Source organism: Streptomyces sp. NPDC042371 (assembly GCF_056437465.1).
On record NZ_JBWKAP010000009.1, the window covers coordinates 166,871 to 189,811 of the forward strand.

Consider the following 22,941-nt stretch of genomic DNA (forward strand, 5'->3'; position numbering starts at 1 on the left):
ATGGCGGCGAGGAACACGACGGCGGCGGGCGCGGATTCCCAGGGGGGCGCGGCTGCGGAGGCGGACGGGCCGTCGAACGCCGACGCGCTCTCGCACGCCGACCCCCGCCCGAACCCCGCCCCTCCCGCCGGGCGCAGGGACGCCGAGGCGAGCAAGGGGGCCATCATCCGTGCCGCACGCCATCTCCTCGCCCGGCACGCGCACGGTGACATCACCCTCAAGGCCGTGGCCGACCGGGCCGGGGTGAGTGCGCCGTTGATCCTCAAGTACTTCGGGAACAAGGACGCGTTGTTCTCCCAGGTCATGTCGTTCGAGGCCGACGCCGGGGCCTTTCTCGACGCCCCCGTCGTCGACCTCGGGCGCCACATGGTCCGGCACCTGCTCACCGGTCAGGCCGAGCGGGGCGCCGACCCGATCCTGCGCATCGTCTTCGCCCCGCTCCAGGGCGAGCAGGGCGACATACTGCGCGCCAACTTCCGCGTCCAGGTGGCCGATCGGCTCACCGAGCGGCTCTCGGGGCCGGACGCGGGGCTCCGGGCCGAGCTGGCCGTGGGCATGCTGCTCGGCCTGGGCGTGATGTACGGCATCGCCCGCGGCCCGCACCTGCGCGCCACGGAGATCGCCGAGATCACCGACCGGTACGCGCCCCTGGTGCAGGCCTTCCTGACGCCTCGCTGACCCGCGCCGCCGGGGCGACGGCACCCGGCCGTTCGGCCTCACACCGGTTCGGCCCCCGTCGAGCCGCGCCCCGCCGTACGACCACCACCGCCGCGAGCCCGACGGCCAGGCCCGACACGGTCTGCGGCCCGAAGGGCTCACCGAACATCAGGGCGCCCCACAGGGCGGTCACGGGCGCCATGAGGAACATCAGCGTGTTGACCTGGGTGACCCCCGAGCGCCGCAGGATCAGCCAGTACAGGCCGTACCCGCCGAACGTGGAGAGCGCCACCAGCCACCCGATCGCCGCCCAGAAGGAAGCCTCGGCCGGTGGCGTCGCGGCCCCCGCCGCCAGCGCGAGGCCCGTGAAGACCACGGCGCTCGTGACGCAGTGGACGGTCATCGACACCGAAGGGGCGACCGGGCGGGGCGCACGCCGGTCGAGGAACGTCGCCGCCACCAGCGAGAGCATGCCGAGGAACGGCACGAAATAGGCCCAGGCAGGGGCGTCGCCGCCGTGCGCGAAGTCCGCGGCGGTGACGATGACGACGCCGGTCACACCGAGGCCGAGGCCGGTCCACTGCGTGCGCGAGACGTACTGGCCGAGCAGGGGCCCGGCGAGAGCGCCCGCGACGAGCGGCTGGGTGCCGTCGATCAGGGCGGTCGTACCGCTGGACACGCCGAGCTGGATCGCGAGGTACACGGTCAGGAGATAGCCGCTCTGCGACAGCGCGCCGACGACCGCCTGCCGCCCGACATCGCGCGCCGTCAGACCCCGCCAGGACGCCCGGGAGAGCACCAGGGCGACCAGCCCGAGCACCACGGCCAGCGGCAGGAAGCGCCACATCAGCACCGTCACCGCGGACGCGCTGCCCGCGCCCAGTTTCGCCCCGATGAACCCGGAGCTCCAGGTCAGCACGAATGCGGTCGACAGCAGGACGTTCATGGGTTTCTCCCGTCGTGCGGCGGCTCGGCGCAAGTGAGTAGACAGATCGGTCTACCTGGGATGGCGATAGTGAGTATACAGATCGGTATAGGTCTCGTGTATACAGGTCGGTCTACCATGGGGTGCATGGGTGATGACGCGTACAGGACGGAAGCCGAGGCGGCAGGCGGGGCGGCAGGCGGGGCGGAAGGCGGGGCGGAAGGCGAGGTGCAGGGCGGGTCGGATCGCGGGTCGGACCGTGGGGCTGGGCCCGGAGTCGCCGCGCCGCATCGCATCGCCATGACCCCGGCCGCGCGCCGCGCCCTCGACGCCGCGGGGCGCCTCTTCTATGAGCGCGGCATCCACGCCGTCGGAGTGGATCTGATCGCCGCTGAGGCCGGGGTGACGAAGAAGACCCTCTATGACCGGTTCGGCTCCAAGGAGCAGATCGTCGTGGAGTACCTGGCCGACCGGGACGAGCGCTGGCGCGCCTTCCTCGCCCCGTATTTGGAGGCCGCCGCCACGCCTCGGGCCCGGATCCTCGCCGTCTTCGACGCCTCGCGCGACTGGGCCGACGGTTATCTGACGAAGGGGTGCAGCATGGTCAACGCGCACGCGGAGATCAGTGACCCCGCCCACCCCGCGTACCCGATCATCATGGGCCAGAAGGCCTGGATGCTCGCGCTGTTCACCGGCCTCGCCGAGGAGATCGCGCCGAGTGGAGGCGTAGGCGCGGGTGCCCGGCTGGGGCGGGCGCTGATGCTGCTGCACGAGGGTGCGCTCGTCGCGCACGGCCTGCATCTGTTTCCCGATGCCATCAATGAGGCCCGTGGGGAAGCGGAGGTGCTGTCCCGCGCCGCCGTCGAGCAGGGGCGGGGCCGGGTGTCCGGAGAGCGTTGACAAGTCTTTGCCCGTGGCTGGAATGTTCGCTTCCGGGCGCGGGGGTCCTGGCGTCCGACGGGGTCAGTCGGTGGAACTGACACGAGTCACGTACCTGGGACTGGCAAAGCGCGGCCGAAACCGCCGGGGTCGGCGGAGCAGGCGGGCGGCGGGGGCGTTGACCGTACGCGGGCACGGGAGCACGCTGCATACATAGGTGCTAGTTACACCTAGTTCGGCGAGCGGAAGGAAAACGCATGTGCGGCATCACCGGCTGGGTCTCCTTCGACCGTGATCTGACGGCCGAGTCCACCACCCTGGACGCCATGACGGAGACGATGTCCTGCCGCGGTCCCGACGACCGCGGCAGGTGGACCGCGGGGCCCGCCGGGCTCGGGCACCGTCGGCTCGCGATCATCGACCTGCCCGGCGGTCGCCAGCCCATGACCGTCGAGACGCCGACGGGCACCGTCGCCCTGGTCTACTCCGGCGAGACGTACAACTTCACCGAGCTCCGCCGCGAACTGGCGGGCCGCGGCCACCGGTTCACCACCGCGTCCGACACCGAGGTCGTGCTGCGCGGCTACCTCGAATGGGGCGAGGCCCTCGCCGAGCGGCTGAACGGCATGTACGCCTTTGCGATCTGGGACGCCCGCCACGACAAGCTCGTCATGGTCCGCGACCGCATGGGCATCAAGCCCTTCTACTACTACGAGACGTCCGACGGCGTCCTGTTCGGCTCCGAGCCCAAGGCGATCCTCGCCAACCCGCTCGCCCGGCGCCGGGTCACGCTCGACGGCCTCAGGGAAGTGTTCGCCGTCGTCAAGACGCCCGGTCACGCCGTGTGGGACGGCATGAGCGAGGTCGAGCCCGGCACGGTCGTGACGGTGGACCGCTCCGGTCTGCGCCGACACGTGTACTGGTCGCTGGAGACCCGTCCGCACACCGACAGCCGCGACGCGTCCATCGCGAAGGTCCGCGAACTCCTCGACGACATCGTGCGCCGCCAGCTCGTCTCGGACGTGCCGCGCTGCACGCTGCTCTCGGGCGGCCTCGACTCCTCGGCGATGACGGCACTCGCGGCCCGACAGCTGGCCGAGGTGGGGGAGACGGTACGCAGTTTCGCCGTCGACTTCGTCGGCCAGGCCGACAACTTCGTCGCCGACGAGCTGCGCGGCACACCCGACACCCCCTACGTCCACGACGTCGCGCAGTCGGCGGGCACCGACCACCGCGACATCGTCCTGGACTCCCACGCCCTCGCCGACCCGGACGTACGCGCCAAGATGATCCGCGCGCGTGACATACCGATGGGCTTCGGCGACATGGACGCCTCCCTCTACCTCCTTTTCCGTGCCATCCGCGAGCACTCCACGGTGGCGCTGTCCGGAGAGTCCGCGGACGAGGTCTTCGGCGGCTATCTGCAGTTTTTCGACGAGACGGCGCGCGCGGCCGACACCTTCCCCTGGCTGGTGCGTTTCGCCGACCACTTCGGGGACGATGCCCGCATCCTGCGCTCCGACGTGACCGCCGCGCTCGACCTGCCCGCCTACATCAAGGAGAGCTACGCGACGGCCGTCTCCGGCATCCGGCGCCTGGACGGGGAGAGCGACTTCGAATTCCGGATGCGGAAGATCTGTCATCTGCACCTGACCCGGTTCGTGCGCATCCTGCTCGACCGCAAGGACCGCGCGAGCATGGCGGTCGGCCTCGAGGTGCGCGTGCCGTTCTGCGACCACCGGCTCGTGGAGTACGTGTACAACACGCCCTGGGCGCTGAAGTCCTTCGACGGCAGGGAGAAGAGTCTGCTGCGCGAGGCGACCGCCGATGTGCTGCCGCGGTCGGTCTACGACCGGGTGAAGAGCCCGTATCCCTCCACTCAGGACCCCAAGTACGCGGTCGCCCTCCAGGGTCACGTCAAGGATCTGCTCGCACGGCCCGGGCATCCGGTCTTCGACCTGGTGGACCGGGAACGTGCGGTGAAGGCCGCGGGGCGGGAGGCGCCGCAGATCACGCAGGCCTCGCGGCGCGATCTGGAGCGGACGCTCGACCTTGCGCTCTGGCTGGACCTCTACAGCCCTGAGATCGACCTGACCTGACCTGAGCTGAGCTGTGTGCCGCGTCCCGGTCACCGTCCCTGTTGTTCTTCGGGGTCCGCCGTGGCGGCGAGGGTGTCGAGGAACCGTCGGAGCGCGGGTGCCCCGTCCGGGCCGAGGTCCCGCTTGACCGGGGGCACGGCCGCCCCGCGCCGGGTGTCGGAGGTCTGGCACGGGCCGGGCGACTCCTCGGCCCGGACGGTCACTGTGCGGTGGATGAACTCGGCCACCGGCAATCCGAGCCGGTCCGCATGCCGCAGGAGCGCGGCGTACTCGTCGGGCGTGAACAAGACCTGCACAGGCTTGGCACCGTCCATGGACGCATGATGCCGCTCGGGCGTGTGTGACGCGGCGCGGTTGGCATATTCGCCCTCGAAGGCGTGAAAACCGGGGAAGGCGCAGGCATGAAGCCGGTGTGAACGGGAAGTGACCCCGACCGGACGGGGGAATCGCGGTCGGGGCCACATCATGTTCAACGATAAACCATAGGGTGAAGTTCCGAGGCGGGGGGCCTGCCGGTGTGAGCTGCGTTACCCGGCACCTGCGCTGCCCGGCACCTGCGCTGCCCGGCACCCCGGTCCTCACTGGATGAGCATGATGATCGAAGCCGTGGTTCCCACGACGACGATGAAGGTGCGCATCACGAGGGGAGGCAGCTTGCGGCCGAAGCGCGCGCCCACCAGGCCGCCCACCGTCGAACCGGCGGCGATCAGTCCGGCCGCGGTCCAGTCGATGTCCGCGACCACGATGAAGACGACGGCGGCGACTCCGTTCACGATCGAGGCCAGCACGTTCTTCGCGGCGTTCAGGCGCTGCAGGTCGTCCAGGAGGAACGTGCCGAACAGGGCCATGAGCAGGACCCCCTGGGCCGCTCCGAAGTAGCCGCCGTAGACCCCGGTGGCGAGGACCCCGCACCACATCGGGATGCCGCCGTCCACCTTTCCGCCGCCCTCGCGGTTCTTCAGCTTGCGGACCAGCCAGGGCTGGAGCAGCACCAGGAGGCAGGCGGTCAGGATGAGAGCGGGGACCACCGCGCGGAAGGCGTCGGCGGGGAGCTTCAGGAGGAGCAGCGCCCCGATCAGACCGCCGATGAGCGAGGCGGTGCCGAACCGCACCAGACGCCTGAACTGCCCCTTCATCTCCCGGCGGTAGCCGTATGCGGCGCTCAGGGTGCCCGGCACGAGGCCAAGGTTGTTCGACACGTTCGCGAGCACCGGCGGCAGGCCGAAGGCCAGCAGCGTGGGGAAGGTGATGAGGGTGCCGGACCCGACCACCGCGTTGAGCCCGCCGGCCGCGACACCGGCGGCTCCGACGGCCACCATTTCGAGCGCTTCCACGCGTCACCTTTCCCGATCCCCGCCGAGTTCCCGTCGAACTCCTTTCGAACTCCCGCCGCACGTCCGGCGGGTGCACGGCCCGCGCGGCCCGGGGACGTGTTCCGTGCCCCCGGGTCGACGCCCGTCGCCGGGTCGCCGCCCGGGCCATGAACGATCTTGGTGCACCGTGAAAACCCAAGTCAATCCTCGGGTTTCCTTGCATCCCCCCAAGGGATAACTTCATCCGCTGTGACCCTCGACGACCTCCGCACCTTCATCGCCGTGTGCCGTGCGGGCAGCCTCAGCGCCGTTGCCCGTGATCTTTCCTGTACGCAGTCCGCCGTGAGCCAGCACGTCAAACGCCTGGAGCGGGAGCTGGGCGTGAGTCTCCTGGAGCGGCATGCGCGGGGTGTCGTGCCCACCTCCGCCGGGCGGATCCTGCAGGCCGCGGCCTCGGACGGGATCGGCGGCATCGATCTCGCCGTACGGCGGCTGAGGGAGCAGGTCCGCGGGGAGGGCGGCACGGTGCGGATCACCACCGGGGCCACCTCCGTACGGCACTTCATGGCCGAGGCCGTCGTCGACTTCCGGGACCGCTATCCGCACGTCAGCCTGGAGTTTCAGACCATGAGCTCCAGCCGCAGCTGCTTCGACGCCCTCGCGGCCGACGACCTGGACCTCGCCTGGATCACGCTGGGGGAGCCCGTGCGGGGCATCGAACAACGGCCTGTCGTCGAGCTGCCCTGGGTCCTCGCCGTCCGTGCCGACGACCCGCTCGCAGGGCGGCCGCGCGTCGAGCCCGCCGAGCTGGCCGCGGCGCAGCTGATCACGCCGCCGGAGGGGTCCACCTCGCGCGGCCGCCTCGACGCGTGTCTCGGTGAGCTGGACGTGGTGCTGCCGACGGTCACCAGCGCCGCCGACTGGGACACCGCTGCCCTCCTCGCGGAGCTCGGGCTCGGCCGGGCCGTCGTGCCGCTGCTGCCCGGCTGGCGCGCGTGCGGGCCCGGGGGGCTGCGGCTCGTGCCGGTGCCGGAGCTGCCGCCGCTGTCGGTGGGGTGGGCGGTGCGCCGCTGGGACGCGCTGAGCCCGCTGGCCCGCGCCTTCGCCGACACCGTCGCCGGACACTGCGGGCTGCTGGGGCCCGATCAGGGAGCGAGTCGCGCGGCGCGTGTCTGAAGGTAGTGGGCCTCGGGGCGGCTGAACGTCCCCTTGGCCGCCAACTGGTAGGCGGCGAGGGCGAGGTCGGTGTCGCCCGCCCGCTCCAGGAGATGGGCGCGGACGGCTTCGAGCCGGTAGTGCCCCTTCAACCCGTCCTCCAGTGCCGTCAGTTCGCGGAGCCCGGATCGCGGCCCGTGCACCATCGCGTAGGCGACGACCCGCCCCAGCCCGGCCATGGGCTCGGGAACGAGGCGTACGAGAACGTCGTACAGGGCGAGGATCTGCGGCCAGTCGGTGGCGTCCGCCTCGTCCGCCTCGTCGTGCAGGGCCGCGATGGCTGCCTGCAACTGATAGGCGCCCGGCGGGCCTTGGGACAACGCCTCCTCGACGAGCTCCGTGCCCTCGGCGATCGCCTGCCGGTCCCAGAGGGTGCGGTCCTGCTCGTCCAGGGGGATCAGCTCGCCGTGCGGCCCGGTTCGCGCGGCGCTGCGGGCCTCGGTGAGCAGCATCAGTGCCAACAGCCCCGTCACCGGTCCCTCCTGGGGCAGCAGCCGACGTACCGAACGGGTGAGGCGGATCGCCTCGCGAGCGAGGTCCGCGCGGTGCAGGGCGTCACCGGAGGTGGCCGTGTAGCCCTCGTTGAAGATCAGGTAGAGCACTTGGAGGACGACGGCGAGCCGCGCGTCGCGGTCGCCGGGGCCCGGCTGCAGGAAGGGTGCCCCCTTGATCTTCGCCTTCGCGCGGCTGATCCGCTGGGCCATGGTCGCTTCGGGCACCAGATGTGCGCGGGCGATCTCGGCCGTGGTCAGTCCGCCGACGGCGCGCAGCGTCAGCGCGATCTGCGCGGCCGCGGTCAGCTCGGGGCGGCAGCACAGGAACAGCAGCGTGAGCGTGTCGTCGTCCGCGGGGGCGCGGCTCTCGCCCGGCGGGGGAGCGGTGAACGCGTCGCGGGGAGCAAGCCGGGCCGCGTCCTCCTCGCGCCGCCGCCGCGCATCGTCGGCGCGCAGCTGGTCCATGAGGCGGCGCGAGGCGACCTTGATCAGCCAGCCGCGCGGATTCTCCGGAATCCCCTCGTCGGGCCATTGCCGAGCCGCCGCGATGAGCGCCTCCTGCACGGCGTCCTCGGCGGCGCCGAAGTGTCCGTACCGGCGTACGAGCGCGCCGAGTACCTGCGGCGCGTGGAGGCGCAGCAGGTTCTCGACCTCGGTCGTACGTCTCACCGGGCGCCGGTGCGTCTCAACAGTCGCCTCCGGCGGCGTCCTGGACGGGACGGATCACGACGGGCGGTTCGACGAACCCTTCCGGACTGGGGCACGCGCTGACGCGCAGGGCGATCTCGGTGACCCGCTCCAGGTTCTCGCACTCGAGCAGCCAGTACCCGGCGAGCACCTCCTTCGTCTCGCCGTAGGGACCGTCCGTGATCACGGGGCGGCCGTCCTTGTCCTGGCTGACGAAACGGGCCTGCGAGGGCTCGGTGAGTCCTTGCGCCTCGATGAGCTCACCGGACTCGGCGAGGTCGTTGTTGATCTCGCCCATGTAGGCGAACATCGCCTGCAGCTCCTTCTCGCTCCAGGCCGGACTGTCCGCGGACGGCTTGCCCGACATCGCCTCGTAGTCGGCCTGCGAGCCCTGGACCATCACCAGATACTTCATGATTTCGCTCCTCGGCTGCGCGGTCGCCCCTTGCGGGCGACTCTCACAGGGGACGTCGGCGCGGACGACGCGTTCTCGACACCTCGCAAGAAGAAATTTTATCGAGGGCAACCTTCCCTGTCCTCGGCGGCGACTGCTGAGCGGCCCGTGCCACCGGACACGGGCATCCCCCCTACGTCCGTACAGATGGGAAGCGACGCATGAGTGAGCTCCACGGCAAGGCGCGGCACCGCAGAAGGAAGACGGTCCTGGTGATCGGTGTCCCGCTGGTCGTCGCCGCCGCGGGGGTCATGGCCTACGGCACGGCGTTCGGGGCGTCCGGCGAGGACGCGGAGTCCCGTGCGGCGGCCGCGCAGGCGCCCTCCGCCGCCGCACCGGCCTGGGCCGACGACACCGCCGACGGCTTCGCGTCGGTCCACGCTCAGGGGCAGCAGGGAACCTACGGCGGACGCGGCGGGCGGACCGTCACCGTGCGGACCCTCGCCGACCTGGAGAAGTACGCGACCGCCCCGGAGCCGTACGTCATCGTCGTGGCCGCGGCGATCACGATGGAGCCCAAGGGCAGAGAGATCAAGGTCGCGTCGGACAAGACGATCGTGGGGGCGGGCACGGCGGGGCAGATCGTCGGCGGCGGCTTCTTCCTCGGCGGCGGCGTCCACAACGTGATCATCCGGAACCTCACGATCCGGGATTCGTACGAGGGCATCTGGAACGACAAGGAGCACGACTGGGACGCCATCCAGATGGACGGCGCGCACCACGTGTGGATCGACCACAACGATCTGCGGCACATGGCCGACGGCCTGATCGACAGCCGCAAGGACACCACGAATGTGACCGTGTCCTGGAACAGGCTGTCCGACAACAACAAGACCTTCGGTATCGGCTGGACCGAGAACGCCACCGCCGACCTCACGATCCACCACAACTGGTTCCGCGAGACCGAGCAGCGCAACCCGTCCACCGACAACGTCGCGCACGCCCACCTCTACAACAACTACCTGCAGGACGACGCGGGCACCGACATCACCTCGTCCTACGGCAACTACTCGCGCGGCAGGACGAAGATGGTCCTGGAGAACAGCTACTTCAAGGGCATCAACAACCCGGTCATCAAGGACGGCACCGCCGCCGTCGTCCAGCGCGGCAACGTGTTCTCCGGAACCAGCGGCCGCAACGAGAGCGGCGGCACGGCCTTCGACCCGAAGGCGTACTACAAGTACACCCTCGACAAGGCGACCGACGTCCCCGCACTCCTCAAGTCCGGTGCGGGGCCGCGTAGTTCGCTCGGCACGACGTCCGGCGCCCGCGCCGAACGCACCCTTACCGTCGCCAGGGACGGCAGTAGCCGCTTCACGAGCGTGCAGCAGGCCGTCGACGCCGTCCCCGCGGGCAACACCTCGCGCGTCGTGATCCGCGTCGCGCCCGGCACCTACCGCGAGACGGTCAAGATCCCGGCGAACAAGCCGCACGTCACCGTCGAGGGCACCGGCACCAGCCGCAAGGACACCGTCATCGTCTTCGGCAATGCCGCCGGGATGCCGAAACCGGACGGCTCGGGGACGTACGGCACGAGCGGCAGCGCCACCTTCGCCGCCGAGGCCGACGACTTCGAGGCCCGCAACCTCACCGTCTCCAACGACTTCGACGAGGCGCGCAACCAGGACGTGAACGGCCAGCAGGCGGTGGCGCTGCGCACCGCGGCCGACCGCGTCCGCCTCGACTCACTCATTGTCAGCGGCGACCAGGACACCCTGCTCCTCGACACGGCGGGCAAGGACAAGGCGGGCCGCGTCCTCATGACCGACTCCTATGTCGTCGGCAACACCGACTTCGTCTTCGGCCGGGCCACCGCGGTGATCGACAAGTCCGACCTCACCCTGAAGAAGCGCTGGAACGGTACGTCGGCCGGTTATGTCACCGCCCCCAGCACGGCCGCCGGACGCAAAGGATTCCTCATCACCCGCTCCACGGTGAACGGCGACGTGTCCGCGCGGAGCTTCTTCCTCGGCCGCCCCTGGCACGCGGGCGGCGACGCGGGCCTGGACCCGCAGACGACCGTCCGCGACACCACCCTCGGTGCCGCGGTCAGGCCTGCTCCCTGGACGGACATGGGCGGCTTCTCCTGGAAGGACGACCGCTTCGCCGAGTACCGGAACAGCGGGCCGGGTGCGGGCGGTCCCCATGGTGACCGCCCGCACCTGACGGACGCCCAGGCCGCGAGCCAGGAGCGCGCCGACTGGCTCGGGGACTGGAGGCCCCAGGGCTGAACTAGGTACCTACGGGCGGGGGTTCAGCCGATGTGGACCGGGGCAGGGCCCTCGGCCGTCTCCTGCTTCTTGGCGTTGATGGCCAGCACGGTGACGGCGAGACCGGCCAGGAACATGGCACCCGCACCGACGAAGGCCAGCGTGTAGCCGTGGGTCAGGGCGTCGGCCGCCTTGGCCACCAGGCCATGGTCCTTGGTGGCCACGCCCCGGTAGAACGAGGAGGCCGCGTCGGGCAGCCGGTCGTTCGCCGCCGACGTGGAGACCGTCGCGAGGACGGCGAGGCCCAGGGCGCCGCCGATCTGCTGGGCGGTGTTCAGGAGCGCGGAGGCGATGCCCGTGTCCTGGTGGTCGACACCGCTGACGGCGCCCAGGGTCATCGGGACGAACCCCATGCCCAGGCCGAGCGCGGTGACGAACATCGCGGGCATCAGGTGCCCGGTGTAGGACGAGTCCGGGGTGAGCGTGGCGAACCAGAACATGCCCACGGCCGCCACCAGCAGACCGGGCCCGGCGATGGCGCGCGGGGCCAGCCGCGTCACCAGCTTGGCGCTGAGCGCGGCGGCGACTCCCATGCCGAGGCTGAACGGCAGGTTGGCGAAGCCCGTCTTGACCGCGCTGTAGCCGAGGATCAGCTGCATGTAGAGGGTGAGGAAGTAGAAGGTGGCGATCATCCCGGCGCCGATGAACAGCATCGTGGCGAAGGATCCCGAGCGGTTGCGGTCCTTGAAGAGCCGCAGCGGCATCATCGGGTGGGCGGTGCGGCTCTGGATGACCAGGAAGGCGCTGAGCAGGACGGCGGCGACGGCGAAGCAGGACAGGGTCAGGCTGTCGGTCCAGCCGTGCTCGCCGCCGCGGGTGATGCCGTAGACCAGGGCGATCAGTCCGCCGGTGCCGGTGATGGTGCCGGGGAGGTCGAGCCGCCCGCGGTGGCGCTCCGCCTCGACGAGCGTCTTCGTACCGGCGAGGACGGCCAGGCCGATCGGGATGTTCACGAAGAACACCCACCGCCAGTCCAGGGCGTCGGTGAGGACGCCGCCGAGCAGCAGGCCGACGGTGGCGCCGATCCCGGCCATCGCGGCATAGACCCCCATCGCCTTGTTGCGCTGCTTGCCCTCGGGGAACGTCGTGGCGATCAGGGAGAGCGCGCTGGGCGCCGCGACGGCCGCACCGACGCCTTGCAGGATGCGCGCGCCGATGAGCAGGCCCTCGTTCGGGGCGAGCCCGCCGAGCAGGGAGGCCAGGGTGAACAGGGCGATGCCCAGCTGGAACATCCGTCGTCGTCCGAAGAGGTCCCCGGCCCGGCCGCCGAGCAGCAGCAGCCCGCCGAAGGCCAGCGCGTAGGAGTTGACGATCCAGGCCAGATTCGCGTCGGACACGTCCAGCGCGGTCTGGATGCTGGGCAGGGCGATGTTGGTGATGGTGCCGTCGAGCACCACCATGAGCTGGGCCGCGGCGATGACGAACAGCGCCAGGCCGAGATGGCGGCCGCCGCCGGGTGGCGCGGCGGCGGTGTCCGCGGATGCGTGGGTGGTGACAGCCGTGCTGTCAGCAGACATGAAAGAGCTCCAGAACGAGGCGTGGACACATTCCGCCGGAACAGGAATCAGATGTGGAAGGCCTTCTTCCATTCCGGTGTGAGGGGCGACGGCGGCCGCCGGGAAGAGGCGGTGCACCGCAGCGCAATCCGAGCGGTGCGCCGGTGAAAATGCGGCCCGGCTCGGGACGAGTGGAAACCCTAACACCATAAAACCCCTGGTGGAGGCCGTGCGGAACAAATTGAAGCCAGTGCGTCGACGGACTTGACATTTTGCTTCCATTCCTAGGCTGCCGACTTTTGCAGGCTTTATGGATTTCACTTGCATTTTCGCTCGGACTGTGGGCAATCAGAGGCTCGGTGGATGCGGGCGCTGTGCTCACACTTTTCTCGAAATGGCAACTTGTACTAACGTTCACCCTCAGGACTGCGAATGGGGGAGACCGTGGCTGTCGATATCGGGGTGTTCCTGCCGATGCTGCGGGCGGAGGGGCAGGGGCAGGCCGGAGAGTTCGTCGCGGCGGCCCGAAAGGCGGAGGGGCTCGGCTTTGAATCGGTGTGGGCGAGCGGTCATCTGACGGGGCGCGTCCCAATGCTCGACCCGACGGTCACCCTCGCCGCGGTCGCCGCGGCCACCACCCGCGTCAGGGTCGGCTACGGAGTCCTGACGGCCCCCGTCCACCGGATCGCCCACCTCGCCCACCAGCTCGTGAGCCTCCAATTCCTCTCCCAGGGGCGCCTGTTGGTTGGTGCCGATGCCGGAGGGGGCGCCTGGGCTCAGTGGCGCGGGGGAGTGGTCGACTCGCCTGTCTGGGCGGCGTCGGGAGTGCCGTACGAGGGGCGAGACGAGCTGACCGATCGCGCACTGGACCAGTTGCGGAGCCTGCTCGTGGCGCATCCGACCGAGGTCGGCGGCGCCGAGCTGACCCTGCGGCCGCGCGTCGACCGGCCGCCCTTCCTCATCGGCGGAGAGTCGGACGCCGACCTGCGCCGCGCGGTCCGTTACGGCGCCTGGTTCCCGAACCTCGCCTCGCCCGCGTACATCGCCCGCATGCTGCCCCGGCTGTCCGCGCTGGGCGCCGAGACCGGCCGCGTCGTCAGGCCCTCGGTGAGTGTCGCCGTCCCGTCCACCCTCGCCGCGCCAGGGACGCGCGCGCGACGGGAGCAGCCGGACGCGACGGTGCTGCGCCGCTACGGCATCGACGCTGAGCGGGCGGCCGCGATGCCGGTCGACGGCACGCCGGAGCGGGCCGCCGAGAAGATCGTCGAGTTCGCGCGCGCCGGTGTCGACAGGCTCGTCCTCAGCTTCCCCGAGGACGACTGGCGCACGCAGTACGAACTCGCGTCCCAGGCAACGGAGTTGGCGCGGCGCGAGCTCCCGGTCCGGCGGACCGCCACCGCAGGGAGCCAGACCAGCTGCGGCGGCTGGGCCCGGGTCACCCTCGACCTGGAGCGCGAGCCGGGAACGTACGCCTTCCTCAACCCCCTCGGCAAGGACGTCCTGGACCCTGGTCTTGCCGAGGCCCTGGAGGAGGGGGTGCGCGAGGGGCTCGCGGGCGAGGCCCGCACGGTGCGGGTGCACCGCGCCTGGGTGCACCAAGTCGACGCCAACGAGCGGGTGTTCCGCGAGGCGGGCCGCAAGGCGGTCGCCGAAGCGCTGGCCGCGGAGCGCGCGGGCGGTCGGCGGTGACCGACCGGGCGCCGACCGCCTCACTGTGGGGCAACCGCAACTACCGGGTGTTCCTCGTCATCCAGACGCTCTCCGCCCTCGGCGACTCGTTCTCGTTCGTGGCGATCCCGCTGCTCGTGCTGCACAGCACCGGGTCGGTCGTCCAGATGGGCCTGGTCACCGGCCTGACCGGCGTCGCGTCGATCGTCACAGGACTCTTCGCCGGTGTGATCGCCGACCGGTTCGACCGGCGCAGGCTCCTGATGCTCTCCGACGTGGCGCGCTGCCTGCTGTACGCGCTGATCCCGCTGGTCTGGCTCTTCGCGACCCCGATGTGGCTGATCTACACGGTCGTTCCGCTCACGGGCGGTTTCGCGATGCTCTTCCAGGTGACGTACGTGACGGTGGTGCCCGCCATCGTGGAACCCGACCAGATCATCAAGGCCAACGCGCACCTCTACGGCACGTATGCGGTGGCGACGGTCGGCGGGCCCACCCTCGCGGGTCTCGTCGCGGCGGCGTTCGGCCCCGTGGCCGCCATCGGGATCGACGCCGCGACGTTCGCCATGTCGGCCGCCGGGCTCCTCCTCGTCACCCTGCGGCCGACCCCGCGGCCGACCGACGAGAAGGAAATCGGCGAGAAGGAAATCGGCGAGAAGGAAATCGGCGAGAAGGGAGCCGATGAGAAGGGAGCCGAACGCGCCGGTGTGCGCGGCGAGTTCCTGGCGGGCTTCCGCTTCCTCTGGGCGCACCCCGTCCTGCGCCCGCTGACGGTGCTGCTGTCCCTGTTCATCTTCCTCACGCACGGCATGACCGACGTCATCATCTTCCGGATCAAGGAGGACCTCGGCCACGGCGACGGCACGGTGGGCTATGTGCTGAGCGCGGGCACCGTCGGCACGTTCATCGCCTCCTTCCTGGTCGCCCGGCTGCGCAAGGGCATCGGATTCGGGCCCAGTTGGATCGGCGCCGTCACTCTGGGCGGCATCGCCGTCGCCTGCCTCGGACTGACGGAGAGCGTGCCGGTGATCGGCGCACTCTCGGCGACCATGCTGCTGGCCACCGGCGTCGCCGGGATCTGCTCCATGTCGCTGCGGCAGGAAGTGACGCCGGGGCATCTCCTGGGGCGGGTCACCGCGGCGTTCTGGACCACGCACTACTCGCTCGGCCCCCTCGGCGCCGCCGCCGTCACCGCGGCCGCTGCCGGGTTCGGGGTGGCCCGGGTGTGCCTGGCCGTCGGTGTGGGCGTGGTGTGCGTGGCGCTCAGCGGGACGTTGACGGGGATCGTACGAGCAGAGGCACCGGACGCGTCCCGGGCACCCGAGGCACCCGAGGCACCCGAGGCGGACGAGGCGGACGAGGCGGACGAGGCGGACGAGGCGGCGGAGTCGGCGACGGAAACCGCGTGACACCGCGCGCCTCGGCGGCCCGGCGGCGAGGGCCTACCGGGAGCGCGTCGCGCCCCCGGCCGTCTGCTCGCCCTCGCCCGCGCGCCCGTCCGCGTCCGTCAACGGCGGCGGCCCGCCGCGCCCGTTCCGCTTCTCGTCGCCGTGCCCCGGCCACCAGGCCGCGTGCCCGATGAGCGCGGTCAGCGCCGGAGTGAAGATCATCGCCATGACGAACGCGGCGATGAGGATGCCGAAGGAGAGCGAGAAACCCATCTGGGAGAGCGTCGAGTTGCCCGCGAGCATCAGCGTCGCGAACGTACCCGCGAGGATCACGCCCGCCGAGCCGATCGTGGGTCCCGAGTGGCGCACCGCCGTGCCCGCGGCGTCGTGCGGGGAGCGGCCCTCGCGGGCCTCCTCCCGCAGCCGCGACACCATGAGGATGTTGTAGTCCGTGCCCAGCGCGACCACGAACAAATACATGATCACGGGGAGCATGAACATCAGCCCGGGCTGACTGCCGATCTGCTGGAAGATCAGCGAGGTCGCGCCGAGCGTCGCGCCGAAGCCGAGCGCGACGGACAGCATCAGGTACCAGGGCGCCACCAGGCTGCGCAGCAGCAGCCCGAGGATCACCATGATGGCCAGCGCCGCCACCGGGAAGACCACCGAGTAGTCCCGGTCGACCGCCTTGTTGATGTCGACGTACACGGCCGTGGTGCCGCCGACGAGCGCCTCCGTGCCGGACGGCGCGTCCTCGTGGGCGGCCGGGCGCAGCTGCCCCTTGACCGTCTCCAGGGCGCTGTCGGAGGCGGGCGGGTCCGAGAGGATCACGGAGTACGAGGCCGTCGTACGGTCCGGACTCAGCCGCGGAGCCGCGACCTCGCCCACGCCGCGGACGCCGGAGAGCTGCTTGCGGAAGGCGGCTGCCTGCGGCTCCGTCACCGGCCTGTCGGTCGTGGAGCTGAGGTACACGGAGGTCGGGTCGGTGCTGCCCGCGGGGAAGCCCTTCTGGAGGTCGTCCAGGGCGACCATCGACTCCTTGTCCTTGGGGAGCGAGGATCCGGCCAGGTCGAAGTTGGCCTTGTAGCCGAGCGCGCCGAGCGCGAGGGCACCCATGAACAGCGCGGAGACCAGCGCCCAGACGGCGGGCTTGCGGGCGATGGACGCGCCGAGCTTGGCGAATCCCGTGCCCTGCGGCTCCTGCTGCCAGGACTTCGAAGGCCAGAACACCTTTGTGCCGAGCAGCGACACCACCGCGGGGACGAGGGTGAGTCCGGCGAGGAGCGTCACGAACACCGCGATGGCCAAGGCGGGGCCCATCGACCGCAGCATGCCGAGCGAGGACAGCGTCAGCGCGGCGAAGGCCACGATGACCGCCCCGGCCGCCGACGTGATGGCCTCACCGACCCGCTCGACGGCGTGCACCATGCCGCTCTTGGGATCCTCGCCCGCGCGCAGCGCCTCCCGGTAGCGGAAGAGCAGGAACAGGATGTAGTCCGTGCCGACGCCGAACAGGACGACGGTCAGGAGCTCCTGGATGGAGGAGTCGGCCTTCATGTCGAAGGCCTTGTTGGCGGAGGCGATCAGACCGGTCGCCATCGGCGAGATCAGACCGATGAGGACGACCGGCAGCAGCGCGATGATCGGGCTGCGGAAGATCACGAGCAGCAGCACCACGATGATCACGATCGTGCCGACGCCGACGAGCAGCCCCGCCTTCTTGGAGGCGTCGCTCTCGTCGAGGGCCTGGGCGGCGGATCCGGTGATGCCCGCCGAGAGGTCCGTGCCCTTCAGCTCCGGCTTGAGGTCGCTCCGCAGCTCCTTCACGGCGTCCTGCTGCGCGGTGTCCTCGGGGTTGGTGATCTTCGGCATGGCGACGACCGAGGTCTGCACCAGCTTGTTGGGCGAGACCTCGCCCGGCACGACGGCCTGCACCTCGGGGATCTTCCGGTTCTGCAGATCCTTGGAGACGCGGCTCACGTCGGCGGAGTCGGCGGCCGTCAGCTTCCCGCCGTCTGAGCGCTGGAAGACAATGATCGCGCCGACGTTCTGCTGCTTGGGGAAGTCCTTCTCCTGCACGTCGGCGGCGCGAATGGACTCGTAGTGGTCCGGCAGGAAACTCGCCTCGTCGCTGCTGGAGGTGAGTTTCGGCGCCAGCGAGATCACGGCGCCGGCCGCCACCACCCACGCCAGGATGATCCACCAGGGGCGGCGCACCACGAATCGGCCCAGGCCAGAGAACATCGGCTACTGCCTCTCCTCGCCCCCGAGGCATAAGAGTCGTGTCCCGCCAAGGATCGGCCGGAGCGGGCGGCCCCGCCACTCGAGCAACTCACTTTCGGTCACTCGCGTCGCGGCGGGGCGCCCGCGTCCCGTCAGAAGTTGATCATGTGCCCGGCCAGGCCGTGCACCGCTTCCTTGACGGCCTCGCCGAGGGTCGGGTGGGCGTGGACGTTGCGCGCCACCTCGTGGACGGTGAGGTCCCACTGCTGGGCCAGGGTGAGCTCGGGCAGCAGCTCGGTGACGTCGGGGCCGATCAGGTGGGCGCCGATGATCTCGCCGTACCGCGCATCACTGATGATCTTGACGAAGCCGACGGTGTCGCCCAGGCCGTGCGCCTTGCCGTTGGCCTGGAACGGGAACTTCGCGACCTTGACGTCGAAGCCCTTCTCCTTGGCCTGCGCCTCCGTCCAGCCGAAGCTGGCGATCTGCGGCTGCGAGTACGTGGCGCGCGGGATCATCGGGTAGTCGAGTTCCATCGTCTCGGCGTCCGCGAGGGTCTCCGCGGCCACGACGCCCATGGACTCGGCGGTGTGCGCCAGCATCAGCTTCGCGGTGACGTCGCCGATGGCGTAGATGTTCGGGACGTTCGTACGGCAGCGCCCGTCGACGTCGATCGCGCCGCGCTCGGTGAGCGCCACGCCCGTCGCCTCCAGACCGAAGCCGGAGACGTTCGGCGCGAAACCGATCGCCTGCAGCACCTTGTCCGTCTCCAGGACCTGCTGCTTGCCGTCCTTGCCCGTGACGGTGACCTTGACCTGCTCGCCCGACTCGTCGATCGACTCCACGCGGGTCGAGGTCATCACGTCGATGCCGAGCTTGCGGTACTGCTTGGCCAGCTCCTTGGAGACGTCCGCGTCCTCCAGCGGCGCGACGCGGTCGAGGAACTCGACGATCGTGACCTTCACGCCGTAGTTGTGCAGGACGTACGCGAACTCGATGCCGATGGCACCGGCGCCCGCGATCACGATGGACTGCGGCACCGAGTCGGCGAGGATCTGCTCCTCGTACGTCACCACGCGCTCGCTGCGGCTCGTGCCGGGCAGCAGCCGGGGCGTGGCGCCGGTGGCGATGATGCAGTTGTCGAAGCCGATCGTGGCGGTCGTGCCGTCGGACTTGGCGACCTGCAGCGTGTTCGCGTCCAGGAACGTGCCCCGGCCGTCGAACTCGGTGATGCCGTTCTTCTTCATCAGGAAGTGGACGCCCTTGACGCGGCCGTCCGCGACCGTGCGGCTGCGGCTGAACGCCTCGCCGTAGTCGAAGGAGACCTGGCCGTCGACCTTGATGCCGTACGTCTTCTGCTCGTGCGTGAAGAGGTGGGCCAGCTCGGCGTTGCGCAGCAGGGCCTTCGTCGGGATACAGCCGACGTTGAGGCAGACACCTCCCCAGTACTTCTCCTCGACGACCGCTACCCGCTTGCCCAGCTGGGCGGCGCGGATGGCGGCGACGTAGCCGCCGGGTCCTGCTCCGAGCACGACGACGTCGAAGCGGTCTTCCATGGGGAGGTCCTCTCTGGGTGGTACGGATCCGGTGGTGCGGATGGCTCTCTTCCCCGATCATCCGCCATGCGCAGGTCCGGACGGTCGGCGGGTGAGGGACACCACAGCCCTGGCCGAGGGGCGGTGGCGGGAAAGGAGCGGGAACGGGGCGGGGAGGCGGAAGGGAAGGGGGCCTGAGTCACCGCCAACCACCGGCATCCACAAGTGTGTTGAAGATTGTGCAGTCCGTTCACCCGAACGTGGATCACCGGATAGTGTCGCGACAAGGAACACGTTCTGTGAATCCCGCGGGAGAGGTGGAGAGCGCGCTGTGGCGAGTGACAACCAGTCCGAGACGGTGTCCGGGCCGTCCAATCCTTCCATTCCTTACGACGTCCCCACCTCGGCGCGCGGCTACGGCTGGATGCTGGGCGGCAAGGACAACTACGAGATCGACCGGAAGTTCATCCTCTCCACCGTGCCCTCGTTCCCCGAGGTCGTCGACATCTGCCGACAGAACCGCCAGTTCCTCTTCCGCGCGGTGCGCTATCTGACGCGCGAGATGGGCATCCGCCAGTTCATCGACATGGGCTGCGGGCTCCCCACCGACAACAACGTCCACCAGGTCGCCCAGCGCTTCGCCCCCGACGCCCGCGTCGTCTACGTGGACGTGGACCCGATCGTCCTCGCGCACGGCCGCGCGCTGCTCGCCGACGACTCCTCCACGACGGTGATCATGGGGGACATGCGCGACCAGGACGGGATCCTGAACCACCCGGACGTGGCGCGTCTCATCGACTTCGACGAGCCGGTCGCCTCGCTCTTCCTGTCGGTGGGACACCACCTCGTGGACGCCGACGACCCGCACCGCATCCTGCGCACCATCGTCGACCGCGCGGCGCCCGGCAGCTTCGTCGGATTCTCGCAGGTCATCTGCGAGGACCCGGTCCGGGGCGCGGCGATGACCGAGCACATCGCAGGTGGCGGCGTGCCGTGGCAGACCCGCACGCCTGCCGAGGTCGACGTCCTGCTCGAAGGCCTCGAACCGGTGGAGCCCGGCGTGGTCAACCTCGTCGACTGGCGCCCGGACCCCGACCAGCCGCCCCTCGCGCCGGTCGACCCGGACCTCGTGCCCTACCTCGGCGTGACCGACGCCAACAAGGGGATCTACGAGTACGGCGGAGTGCTGCGCAAGCCGTGACGGAACGTTTGACCTGGCGGGATCGACGTCCCACAATGACGACCATGATCCAGCACCTGACCGCCGCCGCACGGACGTTCAACGTCCCGTGGCGGCGCGGGTGCGAGCGATCGGGCCGCTAGCTGTCCGGAGTCCGGCTCCGCACGGCCCCTGCCCGCTCACGCATCCGAAGGATCAGATCCGATGACTGTCGCACCCCAATCTCCCGTCACCGCAGCCCTGCGCGAGGCGCGCGTCCCCGCCGACGGCATGTACGAGGGCCGCCGCACCCTGCGCCGCCTGCCCGACGACTGGCAGGAGCGTCCGTACGAGCTCTTCGACGTCGTGCCCCAGGGCCGCGTCATCGGCGCCGAGATCCGCGGCGTCGACCTCACCCGCCCGCTGACGCCCGCCCTGCGCGAGGAGCTGAACCGCGCCCTCCTCGAGTGGAAGGTGCTGTTCTTCCGCGGCGCCCGCATCACCTCCGAGCAGCAGCGCGCCTTCGCCCTCAACTGGGGCGAGCTGGAGACCAATCCGCTGCTCGCCCGCGGCTCCGCCGACGACGTCGTCCGCTTCGACAAGGGCGGCAGCGCCACCCCCACGTACGAGAACGTCTGGCACGCGGACGTCACCTTCCGCGAACGCCCCGCGCTGGGAGCGGTGCTGCAACTCCACGAGGTGCCGCCGTTCGGCGGTGACACGATGTGGGCGGACATGGCGGCGGCGTACGACAATCTTCCCGACACCGTGAAGGCGCGCATCGACGGTGCCCGTGCCGTGCACGACTTCATCCCCGGCTTCGCCCGCTTCTACGGCCCGGACAAGCTCGCCCCGCTCCAGGACCGCTTCCCGCCCGTCACCCACCCCGTGGTGCGCACGCACCCGGAGACCGGGCGGCGGATGCTCTTCGTGAACACGTCCTTCACCACGCACATCGTCGGCATGGAGCGCGAGGAGAGCGACCGGCTGCTCGGCTACCTGGTGCGGCAGGCCCATGTGCCGGAGTACCAGGTGCGGTTCCACTGGCAGGCGGGCGACATCGCCTTCTGGGACAACCGCGCCACCCAGCACTACGCCGTCGACGACTACGCCCCGTACCGGCGGGTCGCGGAGCGCGTCGCCATCGCGGGCGACCTGCCGTACTGACGCGGACGGGGGCCGGTGCTCAGAGCCTGACCTCCCAGCGGATCTCGCCGTCCTGGATCACCTCGGTGGCGGCGAGACCCGCCGATCTCGCCACGGCCGCGGACGCCCGGTGGTCGGGATGGACGTGCGCGACGACGGTACGCACGTGCTGCCCCGCCAGCCACTCCACCAGGCCACGGGCCGCCTCCGACGCGAAGCCGCGTCCCTGCCAAGGTGTCCCGACCACCCAGGCGATCTCCGCGTGCCCCTCCGGAACGACGGTCGCCTGCACCGTCCCGACGAGGCTCGGACCGTCCTCCGTACGCAGCCGAAGCACCCAGTTGCACCAGGAGACACCGGGGTCGGGCGAGCCCGCGAGCATGCGCCGGTAGCGGGCCCGCAGCGCCCCGACGTCGTCGGGAGCGCCGCCGATGAAGGCGTGCAGCGCCGGGTCGCCGAGCACGGCGGCCATCTCGTCGGCGTGCTCGACGCGCAGCGGTACGAGGTCGAGGCGGGGCGTGCGGATCTCGGTGGGGATCATGAGTGCATTGTGCCGAGCCGGTCGGCGACCGAGCGCACCGCGTCCACGAGGGCGTCCGCGATGTCCGGGAGGCGTTCCGCGGTCCGCGACGTCGGGCCCGCCACGGCGATCACCGCGCGGACCTGCCCGCCGATCAGGACCGGCCGGGCCGCCGCGGTCACGTCGGGGAGCGTCTCGCCGCGGTTGAACGCCACACCCGTCGCACGGACCTCGGCCAGCTCGTCGTGTGCCGCCTGCCGCGCGGCCGGATCGTCGATGAGCATCCGCAGATACGTGTCGCGCCAGGTCAGGGGGCGATGGGCGAGCAGTACTTTGCCCGCGCTCGGCGGATACAGCGGGCGGCGGGTGCGCAGCGGCGCCGAGTAGCGGATCAGCCGGTGCGACTCGGCGGCGGTCGCGTACACGAGCGAGTCGCCCACCGCGGTGCCGAGCATCGCCGTCTCGTCGAAGCGGTCCCGCAGCGCCTCCAGGGTGGGCAGCGCGGCGGCCGCGACATCCCGCGAGGGCCGCGCCAGGAGACTGCCGAGTGCGGGACCCAGGCGGTAGACGCCCTGCTCCTCGACCAGATAGCCGGTCGAGACGAGGCCCTTCACCAGGCCGAACACCGAAGACTTGGGGGCGTCGAGGACGTCCGCGAGCTCCTGCATCCGGGCGCCGCCCCGCCGCGACACGCACTCCAGGATGCCCGTCACCCGGCTGACGGTGCGGTGCTCCTTGGGCGCGGGCCCCATGCTCACGGTCCGGCTCCCCTCCGCCGAGTGGCTCTTGACCGGCCGATCATACGGCTCTTAG

The 22,941-nt window shown here is 70.6% G+C and carries 19 protein-coding genes; 9 read left to right on the forward strand and 10 right to left on the reverse strand.

Going from position 1 to position 22,941, the window contains the following annotated elements; all coding sequences use genetic code 11:
- Nucleotides 1-678, forward strand: a complete 678-nt coding sequence (locus AC068B_RS27480) for a TetR/AcrR family transcriptional regulator (RefSeq protein WP_478674304.1) — start codon at nt 1-3, stop codon at nt 676-678.
- Here the strand turns inward: AC068B_RS27480 and AC068B_RS27485 are convergent.
- Nucleotides 629-1,603, reverse strand: a complete 975-nt coding sequence (locus tag AC068B_RS27485) for a DMT family transporter (RefSeq protein ID WP_478674305.1) — start codon at nt 1,601-1,603, stop codon at nt 629-631. The genes AC068B_RS27480 and AC068B_RS27485 overlap by 50 nt on opposite strands.
- A gap of 279 nt (nt 1,604-1,882) precedes the next feature.
- Between AC068B_RS27485 and AC068B_RS27490 the strand changes: the two genes are divergently transcribed.
- Both AC068B_RS27490 and asnB read left to right on the forward strand, forming a co-directional pair.
- Nucleotides 1,883-2,482 carry a TetR/AcrR family transcriptional regulator gene (locus AC068B_RS27490; RefSeq protein WP_478674482.1) on the forward strand — a complete coding sequence of 200 codons (600 nt, stop codon included), beginning with the start codon at nt 1,883-1,885 and terminating at the stop codon, nt 2,480-2,482.
- Nucleotides 2,483-2,718: 236 nt separating this feature from the next.
- Nucleotides 2,719-4,560, forward strand: a complete 1,842-nt coding sequence (asnB, locus tag AC068B_RS27495; RefSeq protein ID WP_478674306.1) for an asparagine synthase (glutamine-hydrolyzing) — start codon at nt 2,719-2,721, stop codon at nt 4,558-4,560.
- 29 nt (nt 4,561-4,589) lie between these two features.
- On the opposite strand, the gene AC068B_RS27500 is transcribed toward asnB, so the two are convergent.
- Together AC068B_RS27500 and AC068B_RS27505 are read right to left on the reverse strand one after the other, a co-directional pair.
- A complete protein-coding gene (locus AC068B_RS27500) occupies nt 4,590-4,874 on the reverse strand; it encodes a hypothetical protein (protein WP_356267694.1) in 285 nt (94 codons plus the stop codon).
- 264 nt (nt 4,875-5,138) lie between these two features.
- Nucleotides 5,139-5,894: a sulfite exporter TauE/SafE family protein gene (locus AC068B_RS27505; RefSeq protein WP_478674307.1), complete on the reverse strand. Its 756-nt coding sequence runs from the start codon at nt 5,892-5,894 to the stop codon at nt 5,139-5,141.
- Nucleotides 5,895-6,122: 228 nt separating this feature from the next.
- Between AC068B_RS27505 and AC068B_RS27510 the strand changes: the two genes are divergently transcribed.
- The gene (locus AC068B_RS27510) at nt 6,123-7,049 is read left to right on the forward strand and encodes a LysR family transcriptional regulator (RefSeq protein ID WP_478674308.1); all 927 of its coding nucleotides are present in this window, start codon (nt 6,123-6,125) and stop codon (nt 7,047-7,049) included.
- On the opposite strand, the gene AC068B_RS27515 is transcribed toward AC068B_RS27510, so the two are convergent.
- Nucleotides 7,019-8,251: an RNA polymerase sigma factor gene (locus AC068B_RS27515; protein WP_478674309.1), complete on the reverse strand. Its 1,233-nt coding sequence runs from the start codon at nt 8,249-8,251 to the stop codon at nt 7,019-7,021. The genes AC068B_RS27510 and AC068B_RS27515 overlap by 31 nt on opposite strands.
- Nucleotides 8,252-8,267: 16 nt before the next feature.
- Nucleotides 8,268-8,684, reverse strand: a complete 417-nt coding sequence (locus AC068B_RS27520; RefSeq protein WP_478674310.1) for a YciI family protein — start codon at nt 8,682-8,684, stop codon at nt 8,268-8,270.
- A 200-nt stretch (nt 8,685-8,884) separates the two neighbouring features.
- Here AC068B_RS27520 and AC068B_RS27525 point away from each other — a divergent pair, with 200 nt between their 5' ends.
- A complete protein-coding gene (locus AC068B_RS27525; protein WP_478674311.1) occupies nt 8,885-10,954 on the forward strand; it encodes a pectinesterase family protein in 2,070 nt (689 codons plus the stop codon).
- Between the two features lie 23 nt (nt 10,955-10,977).
- Here the strand turns inward: AC068B_RS27525 and AC068B_RS27530 are convergent, their stop codons facing one another.
- Nucleotides 10,978-12,510: a DHA2 family efflux MFS transporter permease subunit gene (locus AC068B_RS27530; RefSeq protein ID WP_478674312.1), complete on the reverse strand. Its 1,533-nt coding sequence runs from the start codon at nt 12,508-12,510 to the stop codon at nt 10,978-10,980.
- 423 nt (nt 12,511-12,933) lie between these two features.
- On the opposite strand from AC068B_RS27530, the gene AC068B_RS27535 reads away from it, so the two are divergent.
- Both AC068B_RS27535 and AC068B_RS27540 read left to right on the forward strand, forming a co-directional pair.
- On the forward strand, nt 12,934-14,178 hold the full coding sequence (locus tag AC068B_RS27535; RefSeq protein ID WP_478674313.1) for an LLM class flavin-dependent oxidoreductase: 1,245 nt from the start codon (nt 12,934-12,936) through the stop codon (nt 14,176-14,178).
- Nucleotides 14,175-15,566, forward strand: coding sequence for an MFS transporter (locus tag AC068B_RS27540; protein WP_478674314.1), 1,392 nt, complete (start codon nt 14,175-14,177; stop codon nt 15,564-15,566). Before AC068B_RS27535 ends, AC068B_RS27540 begins: the two co-directional genes overlap by 4 nt.
- A 33-nt stretch (nt 15,567-15,599) precedes the next feature.
- Here AC068B_RS27540 and AC068B_RS27545 read toward each other — a convergent pair whose 3' ends face one another.
- Nucleotides 15,600-17,789, reverse strand: a complete 2,190-nt coding sequence (locus tag AC068B_RS27545; protein WP_478674315.1) for an MMPL family transporter — start codon at nt 17,787-17,789, stop codon at nt 15,600-15,602.
- A gap of 131 nt (nt 17,790-17,920) precedes the next feature.
- Nucleotides 17,921-19,324: a dihydrolipoyl dehydrogenase gene (gene lpdA, locus AC068B_RS27550; protein WP_468567066.1), complete on the reverse strand. Its 1,404-nt coding sequence runs from the start codon at nt 19,322-19,324 to the stop codon at nt 17,921-17,923.
- Between the two features lie 310 nt (nt 19,325-19,634).
- Here lpdA and AC068B_RS27555 point away from each other — a divergent pair, with 310 nt between their 5' ends.
- Both AC068B_RS27555 and AC068B_RS27560 read left to right on the forward strand, forming a co-directional pair.
- Entirely contained in the window at nt 19,635-20,504 is an 870-nt protein-coding gene (locus tag AC068B_RS27555) for an SAM-dependent methyltransferase (protein WP_478674316.1), read from the forward strand.
- Nucleotides 20,505-20,753: 249 nt separating this feature from the next.
- The gene (locus AC068B_RS27560) at nt 20,754-21,629 is read left to right on the forward strand and encodes a TauD/TfdA dioxygenase family protein (protein WP_478674483.1); all 876 of its coding nucleotides are present in this window, start codon (nt 20,754-20,756) and stop codon (nt 21,627-21,629) included.
- A 19-nt stretch (nt 21,630-21,648) separates the two neighbouring features.
- Here AC068B_RS27560 and AC068B_RS27565 read toward each other — a convergent pair whose 3' ends face one another.
- Together AC068B_RS27565 and AC068B_RS27570 are read right to left on the reverse strand one after the other, a co-directional pair.
- Nucleotides 21,649-22,149: a GNAT family N-acetyltransferase gene (locus AC068B_RS27565; protein ID WP_478674317.1), complete on the reverse strand. Its 501-nt coding sequence runs from the start codon at nt 22,147-22,149 to the stop codon at nt 21,649-21,651.
- The gene (locus AC068B_RS27570) at nt 22,146-22,880 is read right to left on the reverse strand and encodes an IclR family transcriptional regulator (protein ID WP_478674484.1); all 735 of its coding nucleotides are present in this window, start codon (nt 22,878-22,880) and stop codon (nt 22,146-22,148) included. The genes AC068B_RS27565 and AC068B_RS27570 overlap by 4 nt, the downstream gene beginning before the upstream one ends.
- Between the last annotated feature and the right edge of the window lie 61 nt (nt 22,881-22,941).

Excerpts from the sequence above, each read along its gene's own strand:
- AC068B_RS27480 (WP_478674304.1), top strand. The coding sequence starts at position 1 with ATGGCGGCGAGGAACACGACGGCGGCGGGCGCGGATTCCCAGGGGGGC.
- AC068B_RS27485 (WP_478674305.1), bottom strand. The coding sequence starts at position 1,603 with ATGAACGTCCTGCTGTCGACCGCATTCGTGCTGACCTGGAGCTCCGGG.
- AC068B_RS27490 (WP_478674482.1), top strand. The coding sequence starts at position 1,883 with ATGACCCCGGCCGCGCGCCGCGCCCTCGACGCCGCGGGGCGCCTCTTC.
- asnB (WP_478674306.1), top strand. The coding sequence starts at position 2,719 with ATGTGCGGCATCACCGGCTGGGTCTCCTTCGACCGTGATCTGACGGCC.
- AC068B_RS27500 (WP_356267694.1), bottom strand. The coding sequence starts at position 4,874 with ATGGACGGTGCCAAGCCTGTGCAGGTCTTGTTCACGCCCGACGAGTAC.
- AC068B_RS27520 (WP_478674310.1), bottom strand. The coding sequence starts at position 8,684 with ATGAAGTATCTGGTGATGGTCCAGGGCTCGCAGGCCGACTACGAGGCG.
- AC068B_RS27525 (WP_478674311.1), top strand. The coding sequence starts at position 8,885 with ATGAGTGAGCTCCACGGCAAGGCGCGGCACCGCAGAAGGAAGACGGTC.
- AC068B_RS27530 (WP_478674312.1), bottom strand. The coding sequence starts at position 12,510 with ATGTCTGCTGACAGCACGGCTGTCACCACCCACGCATCCGCGGACACC.
- AC068B_RS27545 (WP_478674315.1), bottom strand. The coding sequence starts at position 17,789 with ATGTTCTCTGGCCTGGGCCGATTCGTGGTGCGCCGCCCCTGGTGGATC.
- lpdA (WP_468567066.1), bottom strand. The coding sequence starts at position 19,324 with ATGGAAGACCGCTTCGACGTCGTCGTGCTCGGAGCAGGACCCGGCGGC.
- AC068B_RS27560 (WP_478674483.1), top strand. The coding sequence starts at position 20,754 with ATGTACGAGGGCCGCCGCACCCTGCGCCGCCTGCCCGACGACTGGCAG.
- AC068B_RS27565 (WP_478674317.1), bottom strand. The coding sequence starts at position 22,149 with ATGATCCCCACCGAGATCCGCACGCCCCGCCTCGACCTCGTACCGCTG.
- AC068B_RS27570 (WP_478674484.1), bottom strand. The coding sequence starts at position 22,880 with ATGGGGCCCGCGCCCAAGGAGCACCGCACCGTCAGCCGGGTGACGGGC.